Annotated in this window: 21 protein-coding genes; 14 read left to right on the top strand and 7 right to left on the bottom strand. The window is 63.2% G+C overall.

Features of this window, described 5'->3' with window-relative positions; genetic code table 11:
- Positions 1-32 precede the first annotated feature (32 nt).
- Positions 33-788 carry an EcsC family protein gene (locus tag B6V75_RS16135; protein WP_075775922.1) on the top strand — a complete coding sequence of 252 codons (756 nt, stop codon included), beginning with the start codon at positions 33-35 and terminating at the stop codon, positions 786-788.
- Positions 789-946: 158 nt separating this feature from the next.
- Here the strand turns inward: B6V75_RS16135 and B6V75_RS16130 are convergent, their stop codons facing one another.
- Positions 947-2,542 carry a GMC family oxidoreductase N-terminal domain-containing protein gene (locus B6V75_RS16130; RefSeq protein ID WP_088720351.1) on the bottom strand — a complete coding sequence of 532 codons (1,596 nt, stop codon included), beginning with the start codon at positions 2,540-2,542 and terminating at the stop codon, positions 947-949.
- Between the two features lie 168 nt (positions 2,543-2,710).
- On the opposite strand from B6V75_RS16130, the gene B6V75_RS16125 reads away from it, so the two are divergent.
- The 4 genes from B6V75_RS16125 (at position 2,711) to ptsP (ending at position 8,115) form a co-directional block, all read left to right on the top strand.
- Positions 2,711-3,919 carry a glycosyltransferase N-terminal domain-containing protein gene (locus B6V75_RS16125; protein ID WP_088720477.1) on the top strand — a complete coding sequence of 403 codons (1,209 nt, stop codon included), beginning with the start codon at positions 2,711-2,713 and terminating at the stop codon, positions 3,917-3,919.
- Between the two features lie 67 nt (positions 3,920-3,986).
- The gene (locus tag B6V75_RS16120) at positions 3,987-4,421 is read left to right on the top strand and encodes a DUF1178 family protein (RefSeq protein WP_088720350.1); all 435 of its coding nucleotides are present in this window, start codon (positions 3,987-3,989) and stop codon (positions 4,419-4,421) included.
- Positions 4,422-4,577: 156 nt separating this feature from the next.
- Positions 4,578-5,831: an aspartate kinase gene (locus tag B6V75_RS16115; protein WP_075775925.1), complete on the top strand. Its 1,254-nt coding sequence runs from the start codon at positions 4,578-4,580 to the stop codon at positions 5,829-5,831.
- Between the two features lie 40 nt (positions 5,832-5,871).
- On the top strand, positions 5,872-8,115 hold the full coding sequence (ptsP, locus tag B6V75_RS16110) for a phosphoenolpyruvate--protein phosphotransferase (protein WP_075775926.1): 2,244 nt from the start codon (positions 5,872-5,874) through the stop codon (positions 8,113-8,115).
- A gap of 170 nt (positions 8,116-8,285) precedes the next feature.
- On the opposite strand, the gene B6V75_RS16105 is transcribed toward ptsP, so the two are convergent.
- Positions 8,286-11,354 carry an efflux RND transporter permease subunit gene (locus tag B6V75_RS16105; RefSeq protein WP_075775927.1) on the bottom strand — a complete coding sequence of 1,023 codons (3,069 nt, stop codon included), beginning with the start codon at positions 11,352-11,354 and terminating at the stop codon, positions 8,286-8,288.
- A gap of 10 nt (positions 11,355-11,364) precedes the next feature.
- Positions 11,365-12,633: an efflux RND transporter periplasmic adaptor subunit gene (locus tag B6V75_RS16100; RefSeq protein ID WP_088720349.1), complete on the bottom strand. Its 1,269-nt coding sequence runs from the start codon at positions 12,631-12,633 to the stop codon at positions 11,365-11,367.
- 318 nt (positions 12,634-12,951) lie between these two features.
- Between B6V75_RS16100 and B6V75_RS16095 the strand changes: the two genes are divergently transcribed.
- The gene (locus B6V75_RS16095; protein ID WP_075775929.1) at positions 12,952-13,254 is read left to right on the top strand and encodes a hypothetical protein; all 303 of its coding nucleotides are present in this window, start codon (positions 12,952-12,954) and stop codon (positions 13,252-13,254) included.
- Positions 13,255-13,304: 50 nt separating this feature from the next.
- Here B6V75_RS16095 and B6V75_RS16090 read toward each other — a convergent pair whose 3' ends face one another.
- The 3 genes from B6V75_RS16090 to B6V75_RS16080 all read right to left on the bottom strand — a co-directional run bounded on the left by B6V75_RS16090 (position 13,305) and on the right by B6V75_RS16080 (position 16,409).
- Positions 13,305-14,405, bottom strand: a complete 1,101-nt coding sequence (locus tag B6V75_RS16090) for a glycine betaine/L-proline ABC transporter ATP-binding protein (RefSeq protein ID WP_088720348.1) — start codon at positions 14,403-14,405, stop codon at positions 13,305-13,307.
- The gene (locus B6V75_RS16085) at positions 14,398-15,309 is read right to left on the bottom strand and encodes a proline/glycine betaine ABC transporter permease (RefSeq protein WP_075775931.1); all 912 of its coding nucleotides are present in this window, start codon (positions 15,307-15,309) and stop codon (positions 14,398-14,400) included. Before B6V75_RS16085 ends, B6V75_RS16090 begins: the two co-directional genes overlap by 8 nt.
- A gap of 92 nt (positions 15,310-15,401) precedes the next feature.
- Positions 15,402-16,409, bottom strand: a complete 1,008-nt coding sequence (locus B6V75_RS16080) for an ABC transporter substrate-binding protein (protein ID WP_075775932.1) — start codon at positions 16,407-16,409, stop codon at positions 15,402-15,404.
- Between the two features lie 250 nt (positions 16,410-16,659).
- Here B6V75_RS16080 and B6V75_RS16075 point away from each other — a divergent pair, with 250 nt between their 5' ends.
- On the top strand, positions 16,660-17,757 hold the full coding sequence (locus B6V75_RS16075; RefSeq protein WP_088720347.1) for a diacylglycerol kinase family protein: 1,098 nt from the start codon (positions 16,660-16,662) through the stop codon (positions 17,755-17,757).
- Complete coding sequence (locus tag B6V75_RS16070; RefSeq protein ID WP_075775933.1) at positions 17,754-18,539, top strand: metallophosphoesterase family protein; 786 nt, start codon at positions 17,754-17,756, stop codon at positions 18,537-18,539. Before B6V75_RS16075 ends, B6V75_RS16070 begins: the two co-directional genes overlap by 4 nt.
- Here B6V75_RS16070 and B6V75_RS16065 read toward each other — a convergent pair whose 3' ends face one another.
- Positions 18,540-19,019: a MarR family transcriptional regulator gene (locus B6V75_RS16065; RefSeq protein WP_075775934.1), complete on the bottom strand. Its 480-nt coding sequence runs from the start codon at positions 19,017-19,019 to the stop codon at positions 18,540-18,542.
- A 253-nt stretch (positions 19,020-19,272) separates the two neighbouring features.
- On the opposite strand from B6V75_RS16065, the gene ectA reads away from it, so the two are divergent.
- The 6 genes from ectA to cydB all read left to right on the top strand — a co-directional run bounded on the left by ectA (position 19,273) and on the right by cydB (position 25,632).
- Complete coding sequence (gene ectA, locus B6V75_RS16060) at positions 19,273-19,803, top strand: diaminobutyrate acetyltransferase (protein ID WP_075775935.1); 531 nt, start codon at positions 19,273-19,275, stop codon at positions 19,801-19,803.
- A gap of 48 nt (positions 19,804-19,851) precedes the next feature.
- A complete protein-coding gene (ectB, locus tag B6V75_RS16055; RefSeq protein WP_075775936.1) occupies positions 19,852-21,138 on the top strand; it encodes a diaminobutyrate--2-oxoglutarate transaminase in 1,287 nt (428 codons plus the stop codon).
- Between the two features lie 52 nt (positions 21,139-21,190).
- Entirely contained in the window at positions 21,191-21,592 is a 402-nt protein-coding gene (locus B6V75_RS16050; protein WP_075775937.1) for an ectoine synthase, read from the top strand.
- Positions 21,593-21,602: 10 nt separating this feature from the next.
- Positions 21,603-23,033 carry an aspartate kinase gene (locus B6V75_RS16045; RefSeq protein WP_088720346.1) on the top strand — a complete coding sequence of 477 codons (1,431 nt, stop codon included), beginning with the start codon at positions 21,603-21,605 and terminating at the stop codon, positions 23,031-23,033.
- Positions 23,034-23,203: 170 nt separating this feature from the next.
- Entirely contained in the window at positions 23,204-24,622 is a 1,419-nt protein-coding gene (locus tag B6V75_RS16040; protein WP_088720345.1) for a cytochrome ubiquinol oxidase subunit I, read from the top strand.
- On the top strand, positions 24,619-25,632 hold the full coding sequence (gene cydB, locus B6V75_RS16035) for a cytochrome d ubiquinol oxidase subunit II (protein WP_088720344.1): 1,014 nt from the start codon (positions 24,619-24,621) through the stop codon (positions 25,630-25,632). The genes B6V75_RS16040 and cydB overlap by 4 nt, the downstream gene beginning before the upstream one ends.
- Positions 25,633-25,688: the final 56 nt, after the last annotated feature.

The following is a 25,688-nucleotide window of genomic DNA, read 5'->3' as shown; positions in this document are numbered from 1 at the left end:
GCCGCCCCATATCTGGAAAAGGCAAGGAGGCGATGATGGCAGATATTCTTCCCCCCGTAAGCGACCCTGCGATTCTGGGCCAGCTCGACACCCTCGCGAAACGCCACCGCGCTGCGGGCGGCGTGGTGATGCAGCTGATCGGCTATGTCGGAGGTTCCGCCGAAGGGCTTCTGAGCAAATTGCCGGGGCCCGTGCGCAACGGTCTGGATGGGGCGACCGAGCGCGCGCTTTCGGGCGCGATGACAGCCGCCGAGCGCTCGCGCGGAATCGTCGCGGACCGGCCCGACTGGATGAACCGCACGCTGACCACCGCAATGGGGGCCGCAGGCGGCGTCGGCGGTCTGGGCAGTTCGCTCGCCGAGTTGCCCTTCACGGTCACGATGCTACTGCGCGCCATACAGGGCATCGCCGCCGAACACGGCTTTGACCCGGCCTCCGAGGAAGTGCGGCTCGAATGTCTGCGGGTCTTCGCATCTGCCGGGCCGCTCGAGGATGATGACGGGATGGATCTGAGCTTCCTCGCCGCGCGCGCGACGATCACCGGGTCGAGCATGAAGTCGCTGATCGCAAAGGTCGCGCCTCGCCTGTCGATCGTGCTGGGTCAGAAACTCGCCGCCCAGGCCGCCCCGCTTCTGGGCGCAGTCGCGGGCGCTGCGGTGAACTACGCCTTCACCAGCTATTATCAGGAAATCGCCCGCGTCCATTTTGGGCTGAAGCGCCTTGCCCGGGACACCGGCACCGATGAGGGCGTTCTGCGCGAGGAGCTTGTCGCCCGCATCGCCAAGTGATCGCGACGCCGCGCCCCTGTTTTCCGTCGAATGCCTCCGGCGGGGATATTTAGACCAAGAGAAAGGTAGCTTCGCTTCCTCTTGTCGAAAATATCCCGGGGGGCTCCGAAGGAGCGGGGGCAGCGCCCCTCTACGTACCACTAGGCGAGAGCAGCTTCTCAGCCCTTCGCGTCCTCAAGGATCATCTGCGCCGCCTTTTCGGCGATCATCATCGTCGGTGCGTTGGTGTTGCCCGAGGTGATCGTCGGCATCACCGAGGCATCCGCGATGCGCAGCCCTTTCAGGGCTTTCAGCCGTAGCCGCGGATCGACCACTGCACCGTCATCAGGCCCCATCCGGCAAGTGCCGACGGGATGGAAGATCGTGGTGCCGATATCGCCCGCGGCTTTCACCAGCTCAGCTTCGGTCTGATAGTCCGGGCCGGGCTTATATTCCTCGGGCTTGTATTTCGCGAAGGCCGGTTGCGAGGCGACACGGCGGACCTGCCGGATCGCTTCGACGGCGACGCGGCGGTCGCCCTCGGTCGAGAGGTAATTCGGCGCGATTTCGGGATGGGCGCGGAAATCGGGAGAGGTGATATGCACATGGCCGCGGCTCTCGGGGCGAAGGTTGCACACGCTCGCCGTCATGCCGGGGAAAGCGTGGACCGCGTCGCCGAACTTGTCGAGGCTGACCGGCTGGACGTGATACTCCAGATCGGGCGTCTCCTTCTCGGGGAAGCTGCGGGTGAAGATGCCCACCTGCGACGGCGACATCGACATCGGCCCCGAGCGGAACAGCGCATATTCCATCCCGATCTTCGCCTTGCCCCAGAGGGTCGAGGCCATGGTGTTGAGACTCTTGACGCCCGAGACCTTGTAGATCACGCGCAGTTGCAGGTGGTCCTGCAGGTTCTCGCCCACACCGTTCACTTCGGCCACCGGGGTGATGCCGTGCTGGGACAGCACGTCGCCGCGCCCGATTCCCGAGAGCTCGAGGATCTGGACCGAGCCGATCGAGCCCGCCGAGAGCACCGTCTCGCCCGCCTTCACATCGTGGCTCTGTCCGTTCTGGTTGTAGCGGATGCCGATTACGCGCCCCTCTTCGATCAGGAGCTTCTCGACCTGCGCATTGGTTTCGATCCGCAGGTTCTGGCGTTGCATCGCGGGTTTCAGGAAGGCTTTCACCGCGCTCCAGCGCCAGCCGGATTTCTGAGTGACGTGGAAATAGCCGCCGCCCTCATTGGTGCCGGTGTTGAAATCGTCGGTGCGTGGGAACCCGGCCTCTTCGGCGGCCTCGAGAAAAGTATCGAGCATCTCCCAGCGCACGCGGGCTTCTTCGACCCGCAATTCGCCGCCAGCGCCATGCAGGTCGCTCTCGCCGCGATAGAAATCTTCCTGCTTCTTGAACAGCGGCAGCACGTCGTCCCAGCCCCAGCCGGGATTGCCCGCCTGCGCCCACATGTCGTAATCGCGGGCCTGGCCGCGCATGTAGATCATGCCGTTGATCGAGGAGCAGCCGCCGAGGATGCGCCCGCGTGGATAGAGCAGTTCGCGCCCGTTCAGTCCGGCTTCGGCTTTCGACTTGAAACCCCAGTCGGTGCGCGGGTTGCCGATGCAATAGAGATAACCGACGGGGATGTGGACCCAGTGGTAGTTGTCACGCCCGCCGGCTTCCAGCAGCAGCACCTTGTGCTTGGGGTTCTCCGACAGTCGGTTGGCCAGAACGCAGCCTGCGCTGCCGCCCCCGACCACGATGTAATCGTATTGCTCCATAAGCCCCTCCCGAACTGCGCCTCCGGGCAGGACTTTCGCAAGCTGCCGTCCGGGAAACAAGGCCATGGACCGTTCATTCGCGCAAAGTCGCTTTGCGAAAACGCAAGGAGGGGCTTGCCTGTGAGGGGGGTGATCCGTTCTATGGCGCAAATCTCGCCGGAGCCTTTCATGGTCCTTTACCGCCTTCTCGTCAGTATCGCGAGCCTGCCTGTTCTGGCGGCGTTGCTCTGGCGCGTTCTGCGCGGACGCGAAAGCCGGGTCGCTTTGTTGGAGCGGTTGGGCGGTGGGGAGGCCGCGCCGGGACGATTGTGGCTGCACGCGGCCTCGAATGGTGAACTGACCTCCGCCAAGCCTTTGATCGAAGCGCTGCTGGCCGCCGATCCTGCGTTGCAGCTGTTGGTGACGGTGAACACGGTGACGGCGCGCGCGCTGGGGCAGGGCTGGAACGATGCCCGCATCGCGATCCGTATGGCGCCGCTCGACCATCGTGCGGTGCTGCGGCGGTTCCTGTCGCGCCATGCCCCGCGCGCGCTGGTCGTGATCGAGAACGAGCTGTGGCCGAACCGCATGGCGCTGATGGCCGATGCACAGCGTTCGATCTTTGTGATCGGTGCCCGGATGTCGGCCCGCTCGGCGGCGCGCTGGGCGAAGATTGGCATCGCGCAGCCGATGGTGGCGCAGATCACCGCGCTCTCGGCGCAGGATGCGGGGTCCGAGGCGCGGTTCCTCGACCTTGGCCTGCCGCAAGAGCGGCTGATGCCCCCCGCCAACCTCAAGACCTCGATAACCGTCGCACCGGGCGTGCCGCTCGGCTGGCCGCGCAGCGACACGGTGTTGGCCGCGTCGACCCATGAGGGGGAAGACGCGACGATCCTCGCCGCCTTTGCGAAGGCGCGCACGCACCGACCGGGCCTGCGCCTGATCCTCGCCCCGCGCCATCCCCGCCGTGCGCCCCAGATCGCAGCTCTGATCGCCAAGGCCGGGCTGCGTCATACCACCCGCTCGAAGGACGGGCCCCCGACCGCGGAGGTCTATCTGGCCGATACGCTGGGCGAAATGGGCCGCTGGTATGCGAGCGCGGGCCTGTGCTTCGTGGGCGGCTCGCTTGTCGAAAAGGGCGGTCATACCCCCTATGAACCGGCGAGCTTCGACTGCGCTTTGCTGCATGGTCCGGATGTCGCGAATTTCGCCGCAGCCTATGCCGCACTCGACGCGGCAGGCGGCGCGCGGCTTTGCGCGACCGAGTCGGATCTCGCCGCTGCGTTCGCCACGCTCGACGCCGACGAACAGGCGGAAATGGCGCGCGCCGCGCGGGCGGCGCTTGGGCCGCCAGCCGATGTCGAAAGCATCGCAACCGCGCTCATCGCGCGTCTATGACCTGCGCCAATATGCTTGCATCGCGGGTTAAATAGCCTATTTGCTTACCCATTCGGGAGATGCAGAGATGATCCGTTATACGCTGCAATGCGAGAATGAGCACCGCTTCGACAGTTGGTTTCCCTCGGCCTCCGGGTTCGAGGCGCTCAAATCCGCAGGCCAGCTGGAATGTGCGGTTTGCGGCTCGAAAAACGTCGAGAAATCGCTGATGGCGCCGCCCGTCGCGCAGACACGCAAAACGCAGGAGGGCGCGCCTGAACGCCCCCTCTCGCAGCCGCATTCCGAGGCCGAGCAGGCTCTTGCTGCGATGCGTCGCGAGATCGAGAAGAACTCCGATTACGTCGGCATGAACTTCGCTACCGAAGCGCGCGCGATGCACGAGGGCACCGCCAAGAAACGCGCGATCCACGGAGAGGCGAAACTCGACGACGCGCGCAAGATGCTCGAGGACGGGCTCCCGGTTCTGCCGCTGCCCTTCCTGTCGACTCGCAAGACGAACTGACCCTTTTCGCTCTTTCCAAATATCCCGGGGTGAGTTCGCGAACGCGAAGAGGGGCAGCGCCCCCGAGCCGATCTGCAGGCCCGGAAACGCCAAATCTCTTGCGTGCCCCAACGGCTTGAGCTAGCAGAGGCGCGACTCTGCCCAAGGGGGATTTCCATGCCCATTCTGGTGATGAAATTCGGCGGCACTTCCGTCGCCGATCTCGACCGGATCGCAAACGCCGCCGAAAAGGTGAAGCGTGAAGTCGAGCGCGGTTACGATGTCATCGTGATCGTCTCCGCGATGTCGGGCAAGACCAACGAACTCGTCAACTGGGTCGAGACCACGTCGCCGCTCTACGATGCGCGCGAATACGACGCCGTGGTCTCCTCGGGTGAGAATATCACCGCCGGCCTGATGTCGCTGCGCCTGCAGGAGATGGGCGTCTCCGCGCGCAGCTGGCAGGGCTGGCAGGTGCCGATCAACACGACCTCTGCGCATGGCGCGGCGCGCTTCGTGTCGATCCCGCGCGAAAATCTTGACCAGAAATTCTCCGAAGGCTTCAAGGTCGCGGTGATCGCCGGCTTCCAGGGGCTGTCGCCGGAGAACCGGATCACGACGCTCGGCCGGGGCGGCTCGGACACGACCGCTGTGGCTTTCGCCGCTGCGTTCGGCGCGGAGCGATGCGACATCTACACCGATGTCGACGGCATTTACACCACCGACCCGCGCGTCTCCTCCAAGGCGCGCAAGCTCGACCGCATCGCCTTCGAGGAGATGCTAGAACTCGCGAGCCTCGGGGCGAAGGTTCTGCAAACCCGCTCGGTCGAGCTCGCGATGCGCTACAAGGTGCCGCTGCGCGTGCTAAGCTCCTTCGAGGAAACCACGGAGAATTCGGGCACTCTGGTCTGCGACGAGGATAAAATCATGGAATCGAAAGTTGTCTCCGGCGTCGCCTTTTCCCGCGACGAAGCGAAAATGACCCTCGTGACGGTCGAGGACCGCCCCGGTATCGCCAGCGCGATCTTCGGGCCGCTCGCGGATGCCGGTGTGAATGTCGACATGATCGTCCAGAACATCTCCGAGCGTCAGGCCGAGCATGAGGTCAAGGTCACCGACATGACCTTCTCCTGCCCGGTCAATCAGGTGGCCCGCGCCCGCAAGGCGATGGAAGACGCTCGCGACGCCGGTCTGATCCAGTTCGACGAGCTGGTCGCAGACGAGGACGTGGCGAAAATCTCCGTCGTCGGGATCGGCATGCGTTCCCACGCGGGGGTCGCCGCGAAGATGTTCAAGGCGCTGGCCGCCGAAAACGTCAACATCAAGGTTATCTCCACGTCGGAAATCAAGATTTCGGTGCTGGTCGACCGCAAATATCTGGAACTGGCGGTTCAGGCCCTGCATGATGCCTTCGAACTCGACAAGGCCTGAGTAACCCGAAGGGCCGCAGCAACAGGGACGACCTGCGCGGATGGTGGAACTGAGCGAAAGTGATAGTCGCACGCTGTTGCGACGCCTGCGCGATACGCTGGCCACGGAGGGCGACGGGCAGGACCGGCTCAACCACATCACCCAGATCATCGCGGATTCGATGGGCACCGAAGTGTGCTCCATCTATCTGTTCCGCGATCCCGAAACGCTAGAGCTTTGCGCGACCGAAGGTCTGAAGGCAGAGGCTGTCCACCACACGCGGATGCGTCTGGGCGAAGGTCTCGTGGGGCGCGTGGCGCGGTCGGGCCGCCCGATCAACTCCGCCGATGCGCCCTCCGAGCCGGGCTTCCGCTACATGCCGGAGACGGGCGAAGAGATTTACTCCAGCTTCGTCGGCGTGCCGATCCAGCGCGTGGGGGAAAAGCTGGGCGTTCTGGTCGTGCAGTCGAAGGACGAGCGCAGCTTCTCGGATGACGAACTTTATGGGCTCGAGGTGGTCGCGATGGTGCTGGCCGAAATGACCGAGCTTGGCGCTTTCACCGGCGGCGAGAATTCCGAGATCGGCGCGACTCACCGCTTCCCGGTCATGTTCCGCGGTGCGACCGGTCAGGAAGGCGCCGCCGAGGGGCGCGTCTGGCTGCACGAGCCGCGCGTCGTCGTGACGAACCCGGTCGCCGAAGATCCCGAGGCCGAGGCCGCGCGCCTCGAGGAGGCCATCACCGAACTGCGCGGCAAGATCGACGAGATGCTCGCCAGCCCGACCCTGATCGACAAGGATCAGCGGCAGGTGCTGGAGACCTTCAAGATGCTCGCCGCCTCCAAGGGCTGGAAACGGCGGATGCTCGAAGACATCGCAGCGGGCCTCTCTGCCGAAGCTGCGGTCGAGAAGGAGCAGAACGCCGCGCGCGACCGGATGCGCAAGGCGCCCGATCCGTACCTGCGCGAACGGCTCAACGATCTCGACGACCTGTCGAACCGCCTGCTGCGGCAGCTGACGGGGCAGGGCAGCGATACCGGTGCCGAGATGCCCGAAAACCCGGTGCTCGTGGCCCGCAATATCGGCCCGGCGGAACTTCTCGACTATGATCGCAAACTCAAGGGCGTGGTGCTGGAGGAGGGTTCCGTCGGCTCGCATGCCGCGATCGTCACCCGCGCGCTCTCGATTCCGCTGGTGATCCATGCGGGCCGGATTACGGCGGAGGCACTGAACGGTGACCCGATCCTCGTCGACGGTGATCAGGGCGTGGTGCACCTGCGGCCAGAGGAAAGTGTAGCGCATGCATTCCGCGACAAGATCGCGATGCAGGCCGAGGCACAGAAACGCTATGCCTCGCTGCGCGACCAACCTGCGGTCGATCGATCGGGCCAGATTGTCTCGCTGATGATGAATGCTGGGCTGATGGCGGATCTGCCCTCCCTGAAGGGCTCCGGCGCTGATGGGGTGGGGCTGTTCCGCACCGAACTGCAATTCCTGACCCGCACAAAGGTGCCACGCCGCGACGAGTTGGTTCAGCTCTACAAGCGGGTGATGGACGCGGCCGACGGCCGACGGGTGAATTTCCGCACGCTTGATATCGGCTCCGACAAGGTGGTTCCCTACATGAAGCCGCAGGACGAGCCGAACCCGGCGATGGGCTGGCGCGCGCTGCGGGTGGGGCTCGACAAGCCGGGTATCCTGCGAATGCAGCTGCAGGCGCTCTTGCGCGCAGCCGACGGACGCCCGACGTCGATCATGTTTCCCTTCATCGCGCTCCCCGAGGAATTCTACGCCGCGCGCGATACCTTGCTGCGGGTCCGCGATCGCGAGGCCCAGTTGGGCCGCACCGTGCCCGAGGAGTTGCGCATCGGCGCGATGCTGGAAACCCCGAGCCTCGGCTTCGCGCCGGACAGCTTCTATCGAGATTGCGATTTCATCTCGATCGGCGGCAACGATCTGAAGCAGTTCTTCTTCGCCGCCGACCGCGAGAACGAACGGGTGCGTCGCCGCTACGATACGCTTGACGGGTCCTTCCTGAACTTCCTTGAGCGGATCATCGCACGCTGCGCGGTTTCGAACACGAGCCTCAGCTTCTGCGGCGAGGATGCGGGGCGCCCGATCGAGGCGCTGACCTTCGCGGCGCTCGGCATTCGTACGCTTTCGATGCGACCCGCTTCGATCGGTCCGGTCAAACATCTGATCCGCCGCGCCGATCTGGGGGAACTGCGGCAGGTGATCCAGCAGGCGCGCAATGCAGGGCAATCCACTGTGCGCCCCGCGGTAACGAGCTACCTCGCGCATCTCTGACAGGGGCGGGGGCCTCTGAGGTCGCAATAAAAAAGGGGCGCTGCCCCCTCTGTCCTTCGGAAATTCACCCCGGGATATTTACGCCAAGGCGAAAGAGGTAAGCCTTCGCCTTGGCACACATTTTCGGCGGGGGGCTGGGGGCGCGAAGCCCCCAGTCTTTGCCTTCCGTCTCAGCCGGCGGCCAGACGTTTTTCCTCGGCCGCTTTGTAGGCTTTGTCCGAAGGCGCGATGAAAGTGTAGAACATCGGCACCACGAACAGCGTGAACATCGTCCCGATCAGGATCCCCGAAAAGATCACGAGGCCCATCGCCTTGCGTGCCTCTGCGCCCGCGCCTTGCGCGAGGATCAGCGGCACCACCGCCAGCGCCATTGCGGCGGTGGTCATCAGGATCGGACGCAGACGGGTCTGCGCGGCCTTCACGATCGCCTGCCGGCGGGTGAGGCCCGATTGCTCGCGCTGCTGGTTGGCAAACTCGACCATCAGGATCCCGTGTTTCGTGATCAGCCCCACCAGCGTGATCAGCCCCACCTCGGAATAGATGTTGAGCGTGCCCAAGCCGAGGTTCAGCGGCAGCACCGCGCCAAAGATCGTCAGCGGCACCGTCATCATGATGATGAAGGGGTCGCGGAAGCTCTCGAACTGGGCGGCGAGCACCAGATAGATCACCAGCACGGCCGCCGCGAAGGCGATCACGATGGTATTGCCTTGCTGAGTCTCGATCCGCGATTGGCCCGAATAGTTCACGAAGAAGCCGTCGGGCATCACCTGATTGGCGATGTCCACGATCGTCTGCACGCCCTCGCCGGTGGAGCCGCCGGGCAGGGGGAGCGCCGTGATCGTCGCCGCGTTCAACTGGTCGAACTGTTCGATCGAGGCGGCGTTCACGCCGGTGTCGATCTTCACGAGCGATGACAGCGGGATCATCGCACCCGAGGCGGAGCGGACGAAGTAGCGGCCCAGCTCCTCGGGATTCGCGCGGAATTCCTGAGGCACCTGCGGGATGATGTCGTAGCTGTTGGAGTCGCGGTCGAACTGCGCCACCGACGCTTCGCCGACCAACAGCCCCAGCGTCGAACCGATATCCGAGACCGGCACGTTCAGCGCCGCCGCCCGGTCGCGGTCGATCGTGACATTGACCTGCGGGCTGTCGAAGTTGAGTGAGTTCTGTACGACGATGAACTTGCCCGTGGCCTGCGCCTTGTTCTTGATCTCCTCGGCCACCTCGGCGACGCGTTTGGCGGAGTGGATCGACTGGATCACCACCGATATCGGCAGGCCGCCCCCGGTGCCCGGCAGCGACGGCGGCGCAAAAGCGAAGCCCTTCAGGCCGGTCGATTTGCCCAGATCGCTCTGGATCTCCTGCTGGATTTCCTTCTGGCTGCGGGTGCGATCCGCCCAGTCCTTGAGCGCCCAGATATAGATACCCTGAGAGCTGTCGCCGCCGAAGCCCGCGATCGAGAAATCGGTGCGCACTTCGGGGATGTCGGCGGTGTCGCGTCCGACCTGGTCGATATATTTCTGCGTGTAGTCGCTGGTCGCGTAGCGTGGCCCGTTCAGGATCGCGAAGAGCGCGCCGTTATCCTCGTCCGGGGCAAGCTCGGAATTGGTGTTCATCAGCATGAACCCGGTCACGCCCACCAGCGAAACGACGATGAGCAGCGTGATCCCGCGCAGGTCGAGCGAGCCGTCGACGCGCCGTCCGTACCAGCCCGAGAGCCGATCGAAATTGCGGTCAACGAACGCCTGGAAGCCCTTGGACTCGCCATGTTTCAGCAGGCGGCCCGACATCATCGGCGTGATCGTCAGCGCGATGATCCCTGACAGGATCACCGACCCCGCGAGTGCGAAGGCGAATTCACGGAACAGCTGTCCGGTCAACCCGCCGGTGAAGCCCAGAGGCGCGAGCACTGCGGCCAGCGTGATCGTCATCGCGATGACCGGTCCGGTGATCTCCTTCATGCCCCGCACGGCGGCGGGGATCGGTTTCATCCCCTCTTCGATATGTCGGTGGATATTCTCCACCACCACGATCGCATCATCGACGACGAGGCCGATCGCCAGCACCATTGCCAGCAGTGTGAGAAGGTTGATCGAGTATCCCAGCGCCAGAAGCACTGCGAGCACCCCGATCAGCGAGAGCGGAATGGTCACGATGGGCATCGCCACGGAGCGCAGCGAGCCGAGGAACAGAAGGATCACCACGGTCACGATCGCGACCGCCTCGCCGATGGTCTTGAACACCTCGTGGATCGAGGCCGAGATCGTCTCGGTCGAGTCGTAGACCAGCTCGATCTTCATGCCTTCGGGAAGCGTTGCGTTGATATCGGGCAGCGCCTTGCGCACCGCCGCCGCCGTATCGAGCGGGTTGGCAGCCGGCGTCGGGTAGACGCCGAGGAACGTGCCCTCTTTGCCTTCGAAGGTGACGATCTCGTTCTCGGAGGCCTTGGCGAGCTCGATCTTCGCGACATCGCGGAGGCGCACCACGTCATCGCCCTTGCCGGTGATCGGCAGCTTGCCGAAGGCTTCGGGCGTCTGCAGCGTGGATTGCAACGTGATCGACTGGGCGACGTATTCGTTTTTCGTCTTGCCCGGGGCCGAGAGGAAGTTCGACGCCTGAATGGCGCCCACCACTTCCGACGCCGTGACGCCGCGCGCAGCCAGCTTGTCCGGATCGATCCAGACCCGCATCGCGTAATCGGAGGCGCCGATGATCTGGGTCTGCGCGACGCCCGGAATCGTGGACATGCGCGGACGGATCACCCGGCGCAGATATTCGGTCAGCTGCTCGGGGGTCATGTTGGGGTTGAGCGCCGCGAGATACATCAGCGCGAAGGTCTGGCCGGTGCCCTTCTGGATCACCGGGTCCTTCGCGGCCGAGGGCAGTTGGCCCTTCACCTGCTGCACTTTCGAGAGCACCTCGGTCATCGCCGCGTCGGAATTGGACCCGAGTTTCATATGCACCGAGATAACCGAGGCCGAGGGCCGCGACTGGGTGGTGACGTAATCGACGTTTTCAGTGGTCGCCACGGCAGCAGCGAGCGGCGAGGTGATGAAGCCCTGGATCAGTTCGGGCGAGGCGCCGGGATAGGCGGTGGTGATGGTGACCACCGTTTCCTCGACTTCCGGATATTGGCGGACGGGCAGGTTAAAATAGGCCTGCGCCCCCAGCAGGAGCATGAACGCGCCCAGAACCATCGACAGGACGGGGCGGCGGATGAAGATCTCGGAGATATTCATGGGCTTGGCCTTACTGCGCCTTCGCGCCGTCTGAGGTCGTGTCCGATGAGGCGTCCGACGTGGTGTCCGAGTCCCCCTCCGCGCTGGCGCTCGAGTTTCCGTCCGAAGACGCCTCGGAGTTTGCCGCGGCGTTGCCCTCCATGCCGAAGGCTTTCATCACCTCTTCGGTCGAGGGCGCATCGGGATCGGGCGAAATCGCGTTGTCGATGCTCACCGTCGCGCCGGAGTTCAGCTTGTTCTGACCCGCGTTGACGACCATGTCGCCCGCTTTGAGACCCTTGGTGACTTCGATGAGTTGGCCGGAGCGGCGTCCGAGCGTGATGAAGACCTGCTTGGCGACCAACTGCGGCTTATCCGCGCCTTCGGGGGTCTCCTTGCGCACCACGTAGACGGAATCGCCGTAGAGGTTGGAGCTGACCACGGTCTGCGGCAGGGCGATCACGTTATCCTCTGCGGGCAGCACCACAGTGACATGCACGAACTGGCCGGGCGTCAGCTTGCCTTCGCCATTGGGAACCTCGGCGCGCAGCGTCACGAGGCGCGAATTCGGGTCGATCTTGGGCTCGATCCCGGTGATCTCGCCTTTCAGGTCGACGGAGCCGTCCTCGGTTTGCACCTTGACGGTCTGACCCGCTTCGGCCAGCCGCGCCTGCTGCTCGGACAGGGTGAAGTCGACCCGCATATGATCGCGATCCTGCAGCGTCGCATAAGTGGTGCCGGTTCCGACATATTGGCCGACCTCCACCCGCGGAATGCCGATGATGCCCGCAAACGGCGCTGTCAGGCGCTTCTTCTCGAGCAAGGCCTGGAGCTTCGCGACGCTTGCGCGCGCTTCCTGTGCGCTTGCTTCGGCCTGATCGAGATTGGAGGTGGCGGACACGCCCCGGTCGGCGAGCTGACGCGCGCGCTTGAGATTGGTCTCGGCGAGGTCCTGAGCGGCCTTGGCCGAGGCCAGATCGGCGCGCTCGGAGCTGTCGTCGATCTGCAAGAGCACCTCGCCCTTCTCGACCTTGTCGTTCGCTTCGAAATGAATCGCCTGCACCGTGCCGCCCATTTCGACGGCAAGTTCGGTCCCTTGCACGGCGGCGGCGGTCCCGATCGCCTCGAGGCCCGGCTCCCAGGTGATGGGCTTCACCTCGCTGACCGAAACCGCCACGGGGGGCTGCTTCATATTCGCGAAGAACTGCGAGATCATCTTGGAGCGGAAAAGATTGTAGCCGACGACGCCACCCACCACGAGGATGAGGGCGACGAGAGCGATGAGGAGGCGTTTGATCATTTGGATGTCCCGTCAAAATCCCTGTTTGCGCATGGTTTCGGCCCCGCCGACCGACCCGCGCGCGATTTTTGAACCATTTGGTTCACGTCTGCGCCCTGTCAATACGCGAGCGACGCTAAAAGGATGGGTCACAGTGCCGTGAAGGCAAGGTGGAAAACCGGTGCGGCCAAGCAATACTTGGCGTTTTGTAACGTCAAGATCGCGGAAATCTGATTTTTTCCGCCTCGACCGCCAAGAAACGTGCATTATCTTTACTTGTACCTGCGATCCTGACGGCCCCGCGTCGCTTTGCAGCGGTGTCTGGTTCTAGGAGTTTGCATGGATCCCCTTTCTTTTTTGCGCATCGGTTTCGAGGCCGCGCGGATCGGCGTCGAGGCGCAAGCGGTGATCTCGATGCGGGTCGCGGGGATGATGGGGCTTTGGGATGTTTCCCCGCTCGAATCGTTCCAGATGATGCAGGAAAAGCCGGTGGCGGTCGCGGCGGCGGCAGAGGCTGCAGCTTTCGCGCTGATGCGCGGACAGACGGCAGATCGGGCGATTTCGGCTTCGATGACGCAAATCGGAAACCACACCAGCGCCAACATGATACGATTGTCGCGCCGCGGCCCCAGCTGGTTCTGATGGGTTGAGCCGGGCAGGGCCGCCACGCTGGCGCGGCGGCCCCGTAGTCTTTAGGCGGCGCTGTCTTCCTCGACCGCGTCATCGCCTTCTTCGACGCTTGCGGGCGTGACCATGGCCGTCAGGATCGTCGGCATGTCGACCACGCCGATCGGCTTGTTCGCCTTGTCGACAACAGTCGCCATGCGCACCTCGGCATCGGCCATCCGGCGCGCGATCTTCTCGAGCACCGAGCTGGCTTTTACCTTCATCTTCGGCAGCTCGCCTTCCGGCAATGGCATCGCGATGGTCTCCGCTCGGATCACGCGACCCCGGTTCACCTCGCGGACGAACTCGGCGATGTATTCATTCGCCGGGCGCAGCACGATTTCCTGCCCAGTGCCTACCTGATTTAGCGCACCGTCGCGCAGGATCGCGATCTTGTCTCCCAGCCGCAGCGCCTCGTCGAGGTCGTGGGTAATGAAGACGATCGTCTTCTTCAGCTCCGCCTGCAGGTCAAGAAGTACCTTCTGCATGTCCATCCGGATCAACGGATCGAGCGCGGAGAACGCCTCATCCATCAACAGGATGTCGGCATCGTTGGCCAGCGCGCGGGCTAGACCCACCCGCTGTTGCATGCCCCCCGAGAGTTGGTTCGGGTAGTTGTCCTCGTAGCCCGCAAGACCAACGCGCGCGATCCATTTCTTCGCGATCGGCTCGGACTCCTTGCGGTCGATGCCCTGGATATCGAGGCCGTAGCAGGTGTTTTCCAGCACGGTCCGGTGCGGCAGAAGCGCGAATTTCTGGAACACCATCGCGGTCTCGTGGCGGCGGAATTCACGAAGCTCCTCTTCGTTCATCTTTACCACATCGCGGCCATTATAGAGGATTTCCCCGGCCGTGGGCATGATCAGCCCGTTGATATGGCGGATGAGCGTCGACTTGCCCGAGCCCGAGAGGCCCATGATCACCGAGATCTTGCCCGGCGGCAGGTCGAGGTTGATGTTCTGCAGACCGAGCACATGGTTGTGCTTGTCGTTGAGTTCTTCCTTGCCCATGCCGCCCTGCACGACCTCCACGTAATCTTTGGGTCGCGCCCCGAAGATCTTGTAGAGATTGCGGATTTCGATGCCCGAGCGGGTCTCGTCCGCTGCGTTTGTCGTCGCATCAGTCATGGCCAGCCTCCGAATGTTTCTGCAGCCGCTTGCCGAACGCCTGGCTTGCGCGGTCGAAGATGATCGCGATCGCGACGAGCGCGAAGCCGTTCAGGAAGCCGATGGTGAAGAACTGGTTGTTGATCGCCTGCAGCACGTTTTTACCGAGGCCGCCGACACCGACCATCGAGGCGACGACGACCATCGCCAGCGCCATCATGATGGTCTGGTTGACGCCCGCCATGATCGTCGGCAGCGACAGCGGAAGCTGGACGCCCCAGAGTTTCTGACGCGGGTTGGCTCCGAAGGCGTCCGCGGCTTCGATGACTTCCTTGTCCACGAGGCGGATGCCCAGATTGGTCAGACGGATCATCGGCGGGATCGCGTAGATCACCACCGCGATCACGCCGGGCACCTTGCCGATACCGAAGATCACGACGACCGGGATCAGATAGACGAAGGATGGCATGGTCTGCATGACGTCGAGCACCGGCGTCAGGATTTGCTGCATCCGGTCCGAGCGCGCCATCAGGATGCCGATCGGCAGTCCGAGGATGATCGCGATCAGCGTCGCCACGGTGACCATCGCGAGGGTGGTCATGGTGTCCTCCCACAGGCCGAAAATGCCGATGAAGGCAAGGCCCATGGCCGAGCCCATCACGATCTTCGGATTGCGCGAGGCGAACCACACCACGACGAGGATCAGCGCGAAGATGATGAACCACGGCGTGTCCACGAAGGCGTGTTCGAGAGTGTTGAGAAACCATTGAAGCGGCCGCGTGGCCGCGTCGATTTGATCGGAATAGGCGCGGACGATGCCGCGGAACCCGTCGTCGATGCCCATGCGCATGTGGCGCAGGGTGGAGTTGGGAAGGGAAGGGAACTCACAGAGCAGTTCCGGCAAGCCCCAGCATGAAGATGCCATCTTGTTATGTCCTCCGGTCGATTATTTGCGCCGGTTAAAAGAAAGCGCGCGCAAGGCTCCCCTTACGCGCGCCAAAATCTCGGTTCGCCCGCTCAGAGCGCGTCCTCGACCTTCTTGATCACGTCGTCGGAAAGCCACGCTTTCCAGACATCCGGATAGTTCTCGAGGAAGTAGTAAGCGGTGTCCTCGTTGGTGCCTTGGTTGTCGGCCTGCCAAGCGAGGAACTCGCCCACGATCTTGTTCGACCATTCACGCTTGCCAAGGTAGTCCATGGCCACCGCGTTGTTCTGGGCGAACTCCTTGGTCACGACCGTAAACACGTCCGAGGTCGGGTAGGCGTTGGGCTTGGGATCGACGCAATCGGCCTGCGAGTTGCACTCGTCCCAGGCTTTCTTGTCGTTCGGAACACCTGCGTCGAGCTTGACCATCGGGTATTTGCCGAGGATCGCCGTCGGTGCCCAGTAGTAACCCAGCCAGCCCTTTTTGGACTCGTAGGCATTGGCGATCGAGCCGTCGAGGCCCGCAGCCGAACCGGTGTCGACCAGCTTGAAGCCCTTCTCCTCGGCCTTGTGGGCCTTGAAGCGGTTCGCGGTCGAGATCTGGCAGTTCCATCCCGACGGGCAGTTGTAGACGCCACCGATCGACGGCTCTTCGGGATCGGGGAACAGCTCGGGATGCTTCAGCGCATCGTCGACCGTCTTGATCTCGGGGTGCTCGTCGGCGACGTATTTCGGAATCCACCAGCCTTCTTCGCCGCCATCCTTGAGGATTTCGGCGGCGATCACGAGGCGGTCCTCGCTGACGGCCTTGTCGAGCGCGACCTTCACCGCGTTCACCCAAAGCTCGGGCGCGATATCGGGCTCGCCCTTCTCGTTCATCGAGGTGAAGGTGGGCATCGTGTCGCCGGTCACCAGCGTCACGTCACAGCCGTAGCCGTTTTCGAGAATGATCTTGTCGACCCAAGCGGCGACACCGGCCGAAGCCCAGTTCATTTCCGCTTCGGTGACGGAACCACATTCGCCGTCGGCGGCGAAGGCAGGCGCCGAGAAGGTCGCCAGCGGCAGCGCCGTCAGTAGCGCGGCAAGCGCTTTCTTGTTCATACAGGTCCTCCTGTTGTGGCAGCTTTGATTTGAAGCGATCCGCGCGGGCTGCCGCCGTGATACCGGTCGCGATAAGTCCCGGATTTTCCCGGGTTGGAATCCTCATGAAGTCACGCTCACGTGAGAACGCGCGCAGGACTTGCCAAATTCCGACACTTCTATGTCGTAAATAACCAAGTCGAGGCGCGCAACCTTTTCACGGACCTTTCCGGCTCCGTGCGGCGTTACAGCCGCACGAAGAGGTGAAAGCATGACAACCGAGCCCAAGGACTCCGTTTCGTCGGAGAATAACACGGGGTTTTCCGCCGCCGTGACCCCCGGTGCGGACTCCGCGCTTCCGTCCGGTATAAGTCACGGGAAAGACGTCGGAAATTCCGATGCTGACCCCGATTCCGGCGCCCCGCCGCAGCCGAGCGCCGCGCTGCGTCGCGAAGCGGTCGCGCTGATTGCGAACCCCTCTTCGGGGGGCAATGCCAAGGACGAGGAAGCGATCAGCCGCGCGATGGAGGCGCTTGGTGACGGTGCGTCGCTTTATCGATGGTCGCCGGAAAGCGACATTGTGGCGACCGTGCGTAAAGCGCTCGACGAGGGCGCGGAGATGATCGTGGCGGCGGGTGGTGACGGCACCGCGATGGCTGTCGCGGGTGCGCTGGTGGGGCAGGATGTGCCGATGGCCGTACTGCCGCTCGGTACCTTCAACTTCTTCGCCCGAGGCCTGCGTCTCTCCGAGGATCCGGAAGAGGCGGCGCGCGCGATCCGCGAAGGCAAGGCGCACTCGATCCGCGTCGGCGAAGTGAACGGGCAGGTGTTTCTGAACAATGCCTCGCTCGGCATCTACCCGTCGATCTTGAAGGCGCGCGAGGACATCTATGCGCGCTGGGGGCGCCGCCGGATCGTCGCGCATTGGTCGGTGTTCAAGACCTTCCTTCGGTTCCAGCGCCCGATGCAGCTGAAGATTACGGCTGACGGAAAAAAGCTGAGTCGACGCACGGCGCTCGTCTTCATCGCCCGCTCCGCCTATCAGCTCGATTTCTTCGGGCTCGACGGGGCGACCGTGATCAGCGACGACGCCTTCGCGGTGCTCGTGGCAAAGGCGCAGACCCGCCGGGATCTCTTCCGTCTCTCCATGCGCCTTGTGCGCCGCAAGACAAAGCAGGGCGAGGATTACGAGTTGATCCGGGCGAAATCCTTCGAGATCGAAACCGTGCGCCGTAGAGGCCTTCTGGCCTATGACGGTGAGAAATGCCGCGCTGAAAGCCCATTCCGCTTCAAGATGTCCGACGAGCCGCTCTGGATCGTGCTGCCCGCGACGCATGGCGAGACCGAACCCCAAGACGCAACTGCATGACACGTATCGTTCACCTTTCCGACCTGCATTTCGGGCGCAGCCTGCCCGAACTCGAGATGCCGCTTCTTACGGCACTGAACCAGCTCGAACCCGATCTGACGGTGATCTCGGGGGATTTCACGCAGCGCGCCCGGCGCGGTCAGTTCATGCAAGCTCGGATGTTCCTCGAGCAGATCGAGAGTGAGACGCTCTCGGTGCCCGGCAATCACGACACGCCACTCGACAATATCGTTCTTCGGATGCTCAAGCCCTTCGGGCGCTACAAATCCGCTATCAATCACGATCTCGAACCAGTCTACGAGACCGACGGCTTCAAGGTGGTGGGCGTGAACACGGTCAACCGCTTCGCGTGGCAGCGCGGGAAGGTGCCCGACCGCACGATCTCCCGTCTGTGTCAGGAATTCGAAGAAGCGGGCGAGAGATTGCGAGTCGCAGTGATGCACCATCCGCTCGAACACGGCCCCGAGGTCGACAAGGCTCTCATGGAGGGGGCAGGGGACGCGCTGCAGGGCATGTCGGAATGCGGTGCGGATCTCGTGCTTTCGGGGCATCTGCACACCGGGTTGGTGGCCCCCTTCTCGGCTGTGCCGGGCATACTGTTCGTGCAGGCGGGGACGGGCCTGTCCTCGCGCCTGCGCGGCGAGCCGAATACGTTCAACGTGATCGAAGGGGGGCGCGACGCTCTGTCGATCACGCTTTACGGGGCGCGGGACATGAGCTTCGAGCCGATCGAGAACGAGAGGTTCATCCGCGCCCCGGACGGGACGTGGATCCGGGCCTGATCAGTTCGGCTTGCCGGAAATGTCGCCCCAATCGAGAACGGGGGCGGCGTCGATCTCATGCGCGTCGAGCATCGAGGCGACGCGCTCGAGCGAGGCGATGATCTGCGCCTGCTCCCAATCTTCCAGTGCCTCGAATCGGCGGACGAAGATTTGCTGCAGGGCGTCGGGTGCCTCGTCGATCGCGCTCGCGCCGAGCTCCGTAATCACGATATCGGTCTGACGGCGGTCCCGTTCGGAGCGCTGACGGGTCACCATGCCCTTGCGCTCGAGCTTGTCGATCAGCGCTGTCATCGTCGCCTGGCTCACGCCCATACGCTGTGCGATGGCCTTGGGGGTCGACCAGCCTTTTTCGGAAATCACCTGAAGCACGCGGAACTGCGCAGGCGTCAGCCCGGCAGCCTTCGCCAGGTCGCGGCCGAACATTTCGGTCGCGCGCAGGATTCTACGCAAAGCGATCAGGCTCGTATCGACACGCTCCATCAGGCGGCGGGCCCCTTTTTTATCAAGACGGCCCAGTATCGCAGAGAGTTCCGTGTTCTGCAATTGCTTGGCTTTGCTAAGCTTATTTCGTTCGCTTCTACTCATTTGCTTTGTCATACTAACGGTATTTAGGGCTTATAAGCAAGAATATAAGGCTATAAGCGGAACTTTTCCGGGTTCCATTAGTTAGGTGGTTGAAATTTTCGACTACATGAACTACTTAGGCTACCGAAGCAAACGAGAGGAAAGAGCTGTGCCGCAAGTCGAGTCGATCAAGAAGGGTTCTGAACTGGTCTTCCGTAAGCCGGAGTCCGAAGACGGCAGCGAAATCTGGAAGCTGATCCGCCGCTGCAAGCCGCTTGATGAAAATTCGATGTATTGCAACCTTCTGCAGTGCGATCACTTCGGGGACACCTGTGTCCTCGTGGAGCGCGAAGGCGAGGTCGTCGGCTGGATTTCGGGCTACATCGCCCCGTCCGAGCCGGACACGTTCTTCGTGTGGCAAGTGGCTGTTTCCCCCGACGCGCGGGGGCTGGGTCTTGGCAAGCGTATGCTGCGCCACCTCATCCAGCGCGACGTCGCCGAAGACTGCACCAAGTTGAAGACGACCATCACCAAGAGCAACGAAGCCAGCTGGGCGCTCTTCCGTTCCTTCGCCCGTTCGATGGGCGGCGAGCTGACCGATGAGGCGCACTTCCACGAAGAAGACCATTTCGACGGCCACGCCTCGACCGAACATATGGTCACCATCACCTTCCCCGAGGAGGCGCGTGCTGCCGCCTGATCTCAGGCCGCGCACCCTCCTCTTTCCCCCAATTCTACGGAGTCCCCCATGACCGTTCATTCGACGGATAAGACGATCTTTACCCAACGCGAATCTGAAGCCCGCTCCTACTGCCGCGGCTTCGATACGGTTTTCACCAGCGCGCAAGGCTCGGAGCTGACCGACGCCGAGGGCAACACCTATATCGACTTCCTCGCCGGTTGCTCGTCGCTGAACTACGGGCATAACGACCCGGACATGAAGCAGGCGCTGATCGAGCACCTGACCGAGAACAAGATGGGCCACGCGCTCGACCTGCACACCGACAGCAAGGGCAAGTTCCTGCGCGCCTTCGAGGAGCATATCCTCGCCCCGCGCGGCATGGACCACAAGCTGATGTTCGTCGGTCCGACCGGCGCGAACGCCGTCGAAGCCGCGATGAAGATCGCGCGCAAGGCGACTGGCCGCACCAATATCATCACCTTTACCAACGGCTTCCATGGCGTGACCATGGGCGCTCTGGCCGCGACCGGTAACGGTTATCACCGTGGCGGCGCCGGTATGGACACGCATGGCGTGACCCGCATGCCCTATGACGCCTATGCCGATGGCGTCGATTCGGTCGCGCTGCTCGACCAGATGCTCTCGGACGCCTCGGGCGGGATCGACGCTCCGGCGGCGATCATGCTGGAGACGGTTCAGGGCGAGGGCGGCCTCAACGCCGCAAGCCCGGAATTCGTGAAAGGCGTCGAACAAGTCGCCCGCAAGCACGGTGCGCTGTTCATCATCGACGACATTCAGGCAGGCTGCGGCCGCACCGGCACCTTCTTCTCCTTCGAGGAGATGGACGTGATGCCGGACGTCGTGACCCAAGCGAAGTCGATCTCCGGCTTCGGCATGCCGATGGCGCTGGTTCTGGTGCGTCCCGACTACGACGTGTTCGGCCCGGCCGAGCATAACGGCACCTTCCGCGGCAACACCCATGCCTTCGTGACCGCCACCGTGGCGATCGAGAAGTTCTGGGCCGACGACAAGTTCCAGAAGGAACTGGCCGTGAAATCGGACGTCCTGCGTGAAGGTCTGGCCGCCGTGGCCGATCTCGTGCCGGGTGCCTTCCTCAAGGGCCGGGGCCTGATGCAGGGTGTCGATGTCGGCACCGGCGAGCTTGCCTCGGCGATCTGCGGTCGCTGCTTCGAGAAAGGTCTCGTGATCGAAACCTCGGGCAATGACGACCAGGTCGTGAAGGTGCTCGCACCGCTGACCACGCCGATGGAACAATTCCGCAAGGGGCTGGAAATCCTGCGTGAAGCCGCCACCGAGGTGACCGGTGAACGCACGGACATCGCGGCGGAATAATCCGCCGCCCCCTCCCCGGCGATCCAACGAATTCAAATACGGAGAAACGATCATGATCGTTCGTGATTTCAACAAGCTCAAGAACACAGACCGCGACGTGTCCGATGCCGACTGGAGCAGCGTTCGCATGCTGCTGGCCGACGACAAGATGGGCTTCAGCTTTCACATCACCACGCTGAAGGCGGGTTCGGACCACACGTTCCACTACAAGCACCATTTCGAGAGCGTCTACTGCATCTCGGGCAACGGCCACATCACCGAGCTCGACAACGGCACGCGCCACGAAATCAAACCGGGCGTGATGTATGCGCTTAACCTGCATGACCATCACCGCCTCGTCGCGGGGGACGAAGACCTCGTCATGGCTTGCTGCTTCAACCCGCCGGTGACCGGTAACGAGGTTCACCGTGAAGACGGGTCGTACGCGCCGGCCGAAGAACTGGAAAATTCGTAAGGGGGCCAAATTGACCCACCAGAATCACACGGTCGAAAAGATTGGCGGCACCTCCATGAGCCGCGTGGACGAGTTGCTCGACACGCTGTTCATCGGAGACCGCAAGGGCGCCGATCTCTATAACCGCATTTTCGTCGTCTCGGCGTTCGGTGGCATCACCGATCTGCTGCTCGAACACAAGAAATCGGGCGAGGCGGGTGTCTATGCGCAATTCGCAAAGGCCGACAGCGAACATGGCTGGCACGAGGCGCTGAGCCGCGTGTCCACCGCGATGATCGAAGCCCATGAGAATGTGCTCAAGCATCCCGGCGACATCGCGCAGGCGACCGAGTTCGTCCGCGAGCGCACCGAAGGCGCGCGCAACTGCCTGATCGACCTGCAGCGTCTGTGCTCCTACGGGCACTTCCGGCTCTCGCAGCATATGCTGCAGATCCGCGAATTGCTGTCGGGTCTGGGCGAGGCGCACTCCGCTTTCGTCACGACGCTCCTTTTGCAGCGCAACGGCGTGAACGCACGTCTCGTCGACCTGTCCGGTTGGCGCGACGAGACCGATCACGACCTAGAAGGCCGGATCATGGGTGCGATGAAGGACATCGATCCGAAATCCGAGCTTCCGATCGTGACGGGCTATGCGCAATGTGCCGAAGGCTTGATGCGGGAATTCGACCGTGGCTACTCCGAAGTGACCTTCTCCAAGCTCGCAGCCCTCACCGGCGCGCGCGAGGCGATCATTCACAAGGAATTCCACCTGTCTTCCGCCGACCCGAAGCTGGTGGGCGAGGGCAAGGTGCGCAAGCTGGGTCATACGAACTACGACGTGGCCGACCAGATGTCGAACATGGGCATGGAGGCGATCCACCCGAAGGCCGCCAAGACCCTGCGCCAGGCGGACGTTCCGCTGCGTGTCACCAACGCGTTCGACCCGGGCGATCCGGGCACGCTGATCGACGACAAGCCCGCCAAGGAAGCGGCGGTCGAAATGGTGACCGGCCTCGATATCATCGCGCTCGAAGTGTTCGAACAGGACATGGTCGGCGTGAAAGGCTACGACGCCAAGATCCTCGAGGTGCTGACGCGCCACGACGTTCGTATCGTGTCCAAGGCCTCGAATGCGAACACGATCACCCATTACGTCGATGCCCCGATCCGTGTGCTGCAGCGCGTCGAGAAGGATCTTTGCGAGATTTATCCCTCGGCGGAAATTTCGGCCCGGATGCTCTCGATGGCCTCGGTCATCGGGCGTGACCTGAGCGGTCTCTCGGTACTGACCCGTGGACTGCAGGCGATCGCGAAAGCGGATATGGAAAGCCTCGGCGCCACGCAGGGACCGCGGAGTGTGGACGTGCAATTCGTCCTCGAACGGGACGATCTGAAACCCGTGATCAAGGCGCTCCACGAGGAGTTCATCCCGGAAGAAAGCGCCCTCAAGCAAGTTGCGTGAAAGACGTGACGCCAACTTTGTATAAAGCCCGTGCGGAACTCCGCGCGGGCTTTTTTCATTGAGCCTGCGACATCCCGCCACGCTGCGACGTTTGAACCATGGCCCGGCGGTTGCCGTACCCTCGGGTAAGTCTAGTTCTTATCACGTAACGTGCAGAAACGCGGACGACCATGAGCATATTCGACATACCGACACTCGATCTGGCGCGGGCGCAATTCGCCTTCGTCGTCGCGGCACACATCGTCTTCCCGGCCTTCTCGATCGGCACGGCGAGCTACCTGATGGTGCTGGAAGCCCTGCGGATGATCACCGGCAAACAGGTCTACCAGCGAATTTTCGAGTTCTGGAAACACATCTTCGCGGTGGTCTTCGGGATGGGTGTCGTCTCGGGCGTCGTGATGTCCTACGAGTTCGGTCTGAACTTCGCGCATTTTTCCGACAAGGCGGGCCCGGTGATCGGGCCGCTGATGGGCTACGAGGTGATGACGGCCTTCTTCCTCGAGGCCGGTTTCCTCGGGATCATGCTGTTTGGCCGCAACCGGGTGAACAAGTGGATCTACATGTTCGCGGTCACGATGGTCGCGGTCGGCACCTTGATCTCGGCCTTCTGGATTCTCTCTGTGAACAGCTGGATGCAGACGCCGCAGGGCTTCAAGATCAACGATGTCGGCCAATTCATTCCGACCAGCTGGCTCGAGGTGATCTTCAATCCCTCGCTGCCCTATCGTTTCGTGCACATGGTGCTGGCGGCCTATCTCACGACCGCGCTCGTCGTGGCGGGTGTCGGCGCGTGGCATCACATCCGGGGCAATGCGGACGATGCCGTGCGCACCATGTTCCGCATGGCGATCGGGATGATCCTCGTGACCGCACCGATCCAGATCTTCGCCGGCGACCAGCACGGGCTCAATACGCTCGAACATCAGCCTGCCAAGATCGCGGCGATGGAAGGGCATTGGGAGACCAGCAAGGGTGCCGGGCTGATCCTCTTCGGCATCCCGAGCCCGAGCAAGGAGCGCACCGATTACAAGATCGAGGTGCCCTATGCGTCCTCGCTGATCCTGACACACTCGCTCGATGGCGAGGTGCCGGGCCTCGGGGACTTCCCGCCGAATGAGCGCCCGCCGATGACGATCGTCTTCTTCACCTTCCGGATCATGGTGGGGCTCGGCTTCGCCTTCGCCGCGATCGGGCTCTGGGGCGGGTGGCTGATGTGGCGCAAGCGCCTGCATGAGCCGGGCCTCTTCCACAAGGTGGCGCTGGTCTTCGCGCCGGGCGGCTTCCTCGCGATCATCATGGGCTGGTTCACCACCGAATTCGGCCGCCAGCCCTACACCATCTACGGTCACTTCACGACGGCGGAGTCCGTGTCCTCGCTGACGGCGGGGCAGGCCTGGGCCGCGCTGATCGGGTTCGTCGTGGTCTATGCCTTCCTCTTCGGTTCGGGCACCTTCTACCTGCTGCGGCTGATGCGGCGCGGACCGGAAGGTGCCGAGCCGGTGGAGAACACGCCGCAGCGCGCAGGCGGCGTGGCGGGCGCGATGCTCGCCAATGATGTGACGACCGAGAAAGAGGGGGCCCACGCATGACCGGTTTTGCGCATTACCTGCCCGACATCTGGGCCGCGATCATCGCCTTCGCGATCCTGACCTACGTGGTGCTCGACGGGTTCGATCTCGGCATCGGCATCCTGTTTCCGTTCCTCGGCTCCGAGGAGAACCGCACCCGCGCGATGAACTCGGTCGCCCCGGTCTGGGACGGCAACGAGACATGGCTGGTGATGGGCGGCGGCGGTCTGCTTGCCGTCTTTCCGCTGGCCTACGGGATCATCCTGAACGCACTTTATATCCCAATCGTCATAATGCTGCTCGCGCTCGCGTTCCGGGGTGTGGCCTTCGAGTTTCGTGGCAAGACCCGGCGCTGGCAGCGGCTGTGGGACCGGGCGTTCTTCGGCGGATCGCTCGTCGCGACGCTGGCGCAGGGCGCGATCCTCGGCGGGCTGCTGCGCGGCCCCGAAGTGACCGACCGGACCTTCACCGGCGGCCCGTTCGACTGGGTGAGCTTCTTCTCGCTCGGCACCGCGCTGGCGCTGGTGGCGGGCTACGTGATGCTGGGGGCAGCCTGGCTGGTCATCAAGACTTCGCACGGGCTCTATGATCTGGCGCGCCGGATCGGGGAGCGCGCGCTGATCGCGACGCTGGGGTTCATCGGCCTCGCTTCGCTCGCCACCCCGTTCCTGCATCCGGAATATTATCACCGCTGGTTCCAATGGCCGGGCGTGATCTGGAGCGCGGTGGTGCCGCTTCTGCTGCTCGTGGCGGGCTTCGGCTACTGGACGGCGATCCGCTCGGACCGAGGCGTCGTCGCCTACCTGTCGGGGATCGCTATCTTCGTGCTGTGTTTCGCGGGACTGGGACTGTCGATCTTCCCCTATATCGTGCCCGCCTCAATCACCATCCGCGAGGCCTCCACACCGGCGATGTCGCAGGGCTTCATCCTCGTCGGCGCGGCGATTTTCCTGCCGATCATCCTTGCTTATACGGCCTATGCCTACTGGGTGTTCCGCGGCAAGACGTCCGAGCATGAACATCACTACTGAGTGAGGCGCGAGAACCGCTGGAACCGGGGGCGCAAACGCTTGGTTGGGTCTGCGTG

The sequence above is a fragment of the Thioclava sp. F1Mire-8 genome (assembly GCF_002213165.1).
GTDB classification, from domain to species: domain Bacteria; phylum Pseudomonadota; class Alphaproteobacteria; order Rhodobacterales; family Rhodobacteraceae; genus Thioclava; species Thioclava nitratireducens.
The sequence above is the reverse complement of the archived record's forward strand: the minus strand, read 5'-3'. Positions and strand labels throughout refer to the sequence as shown.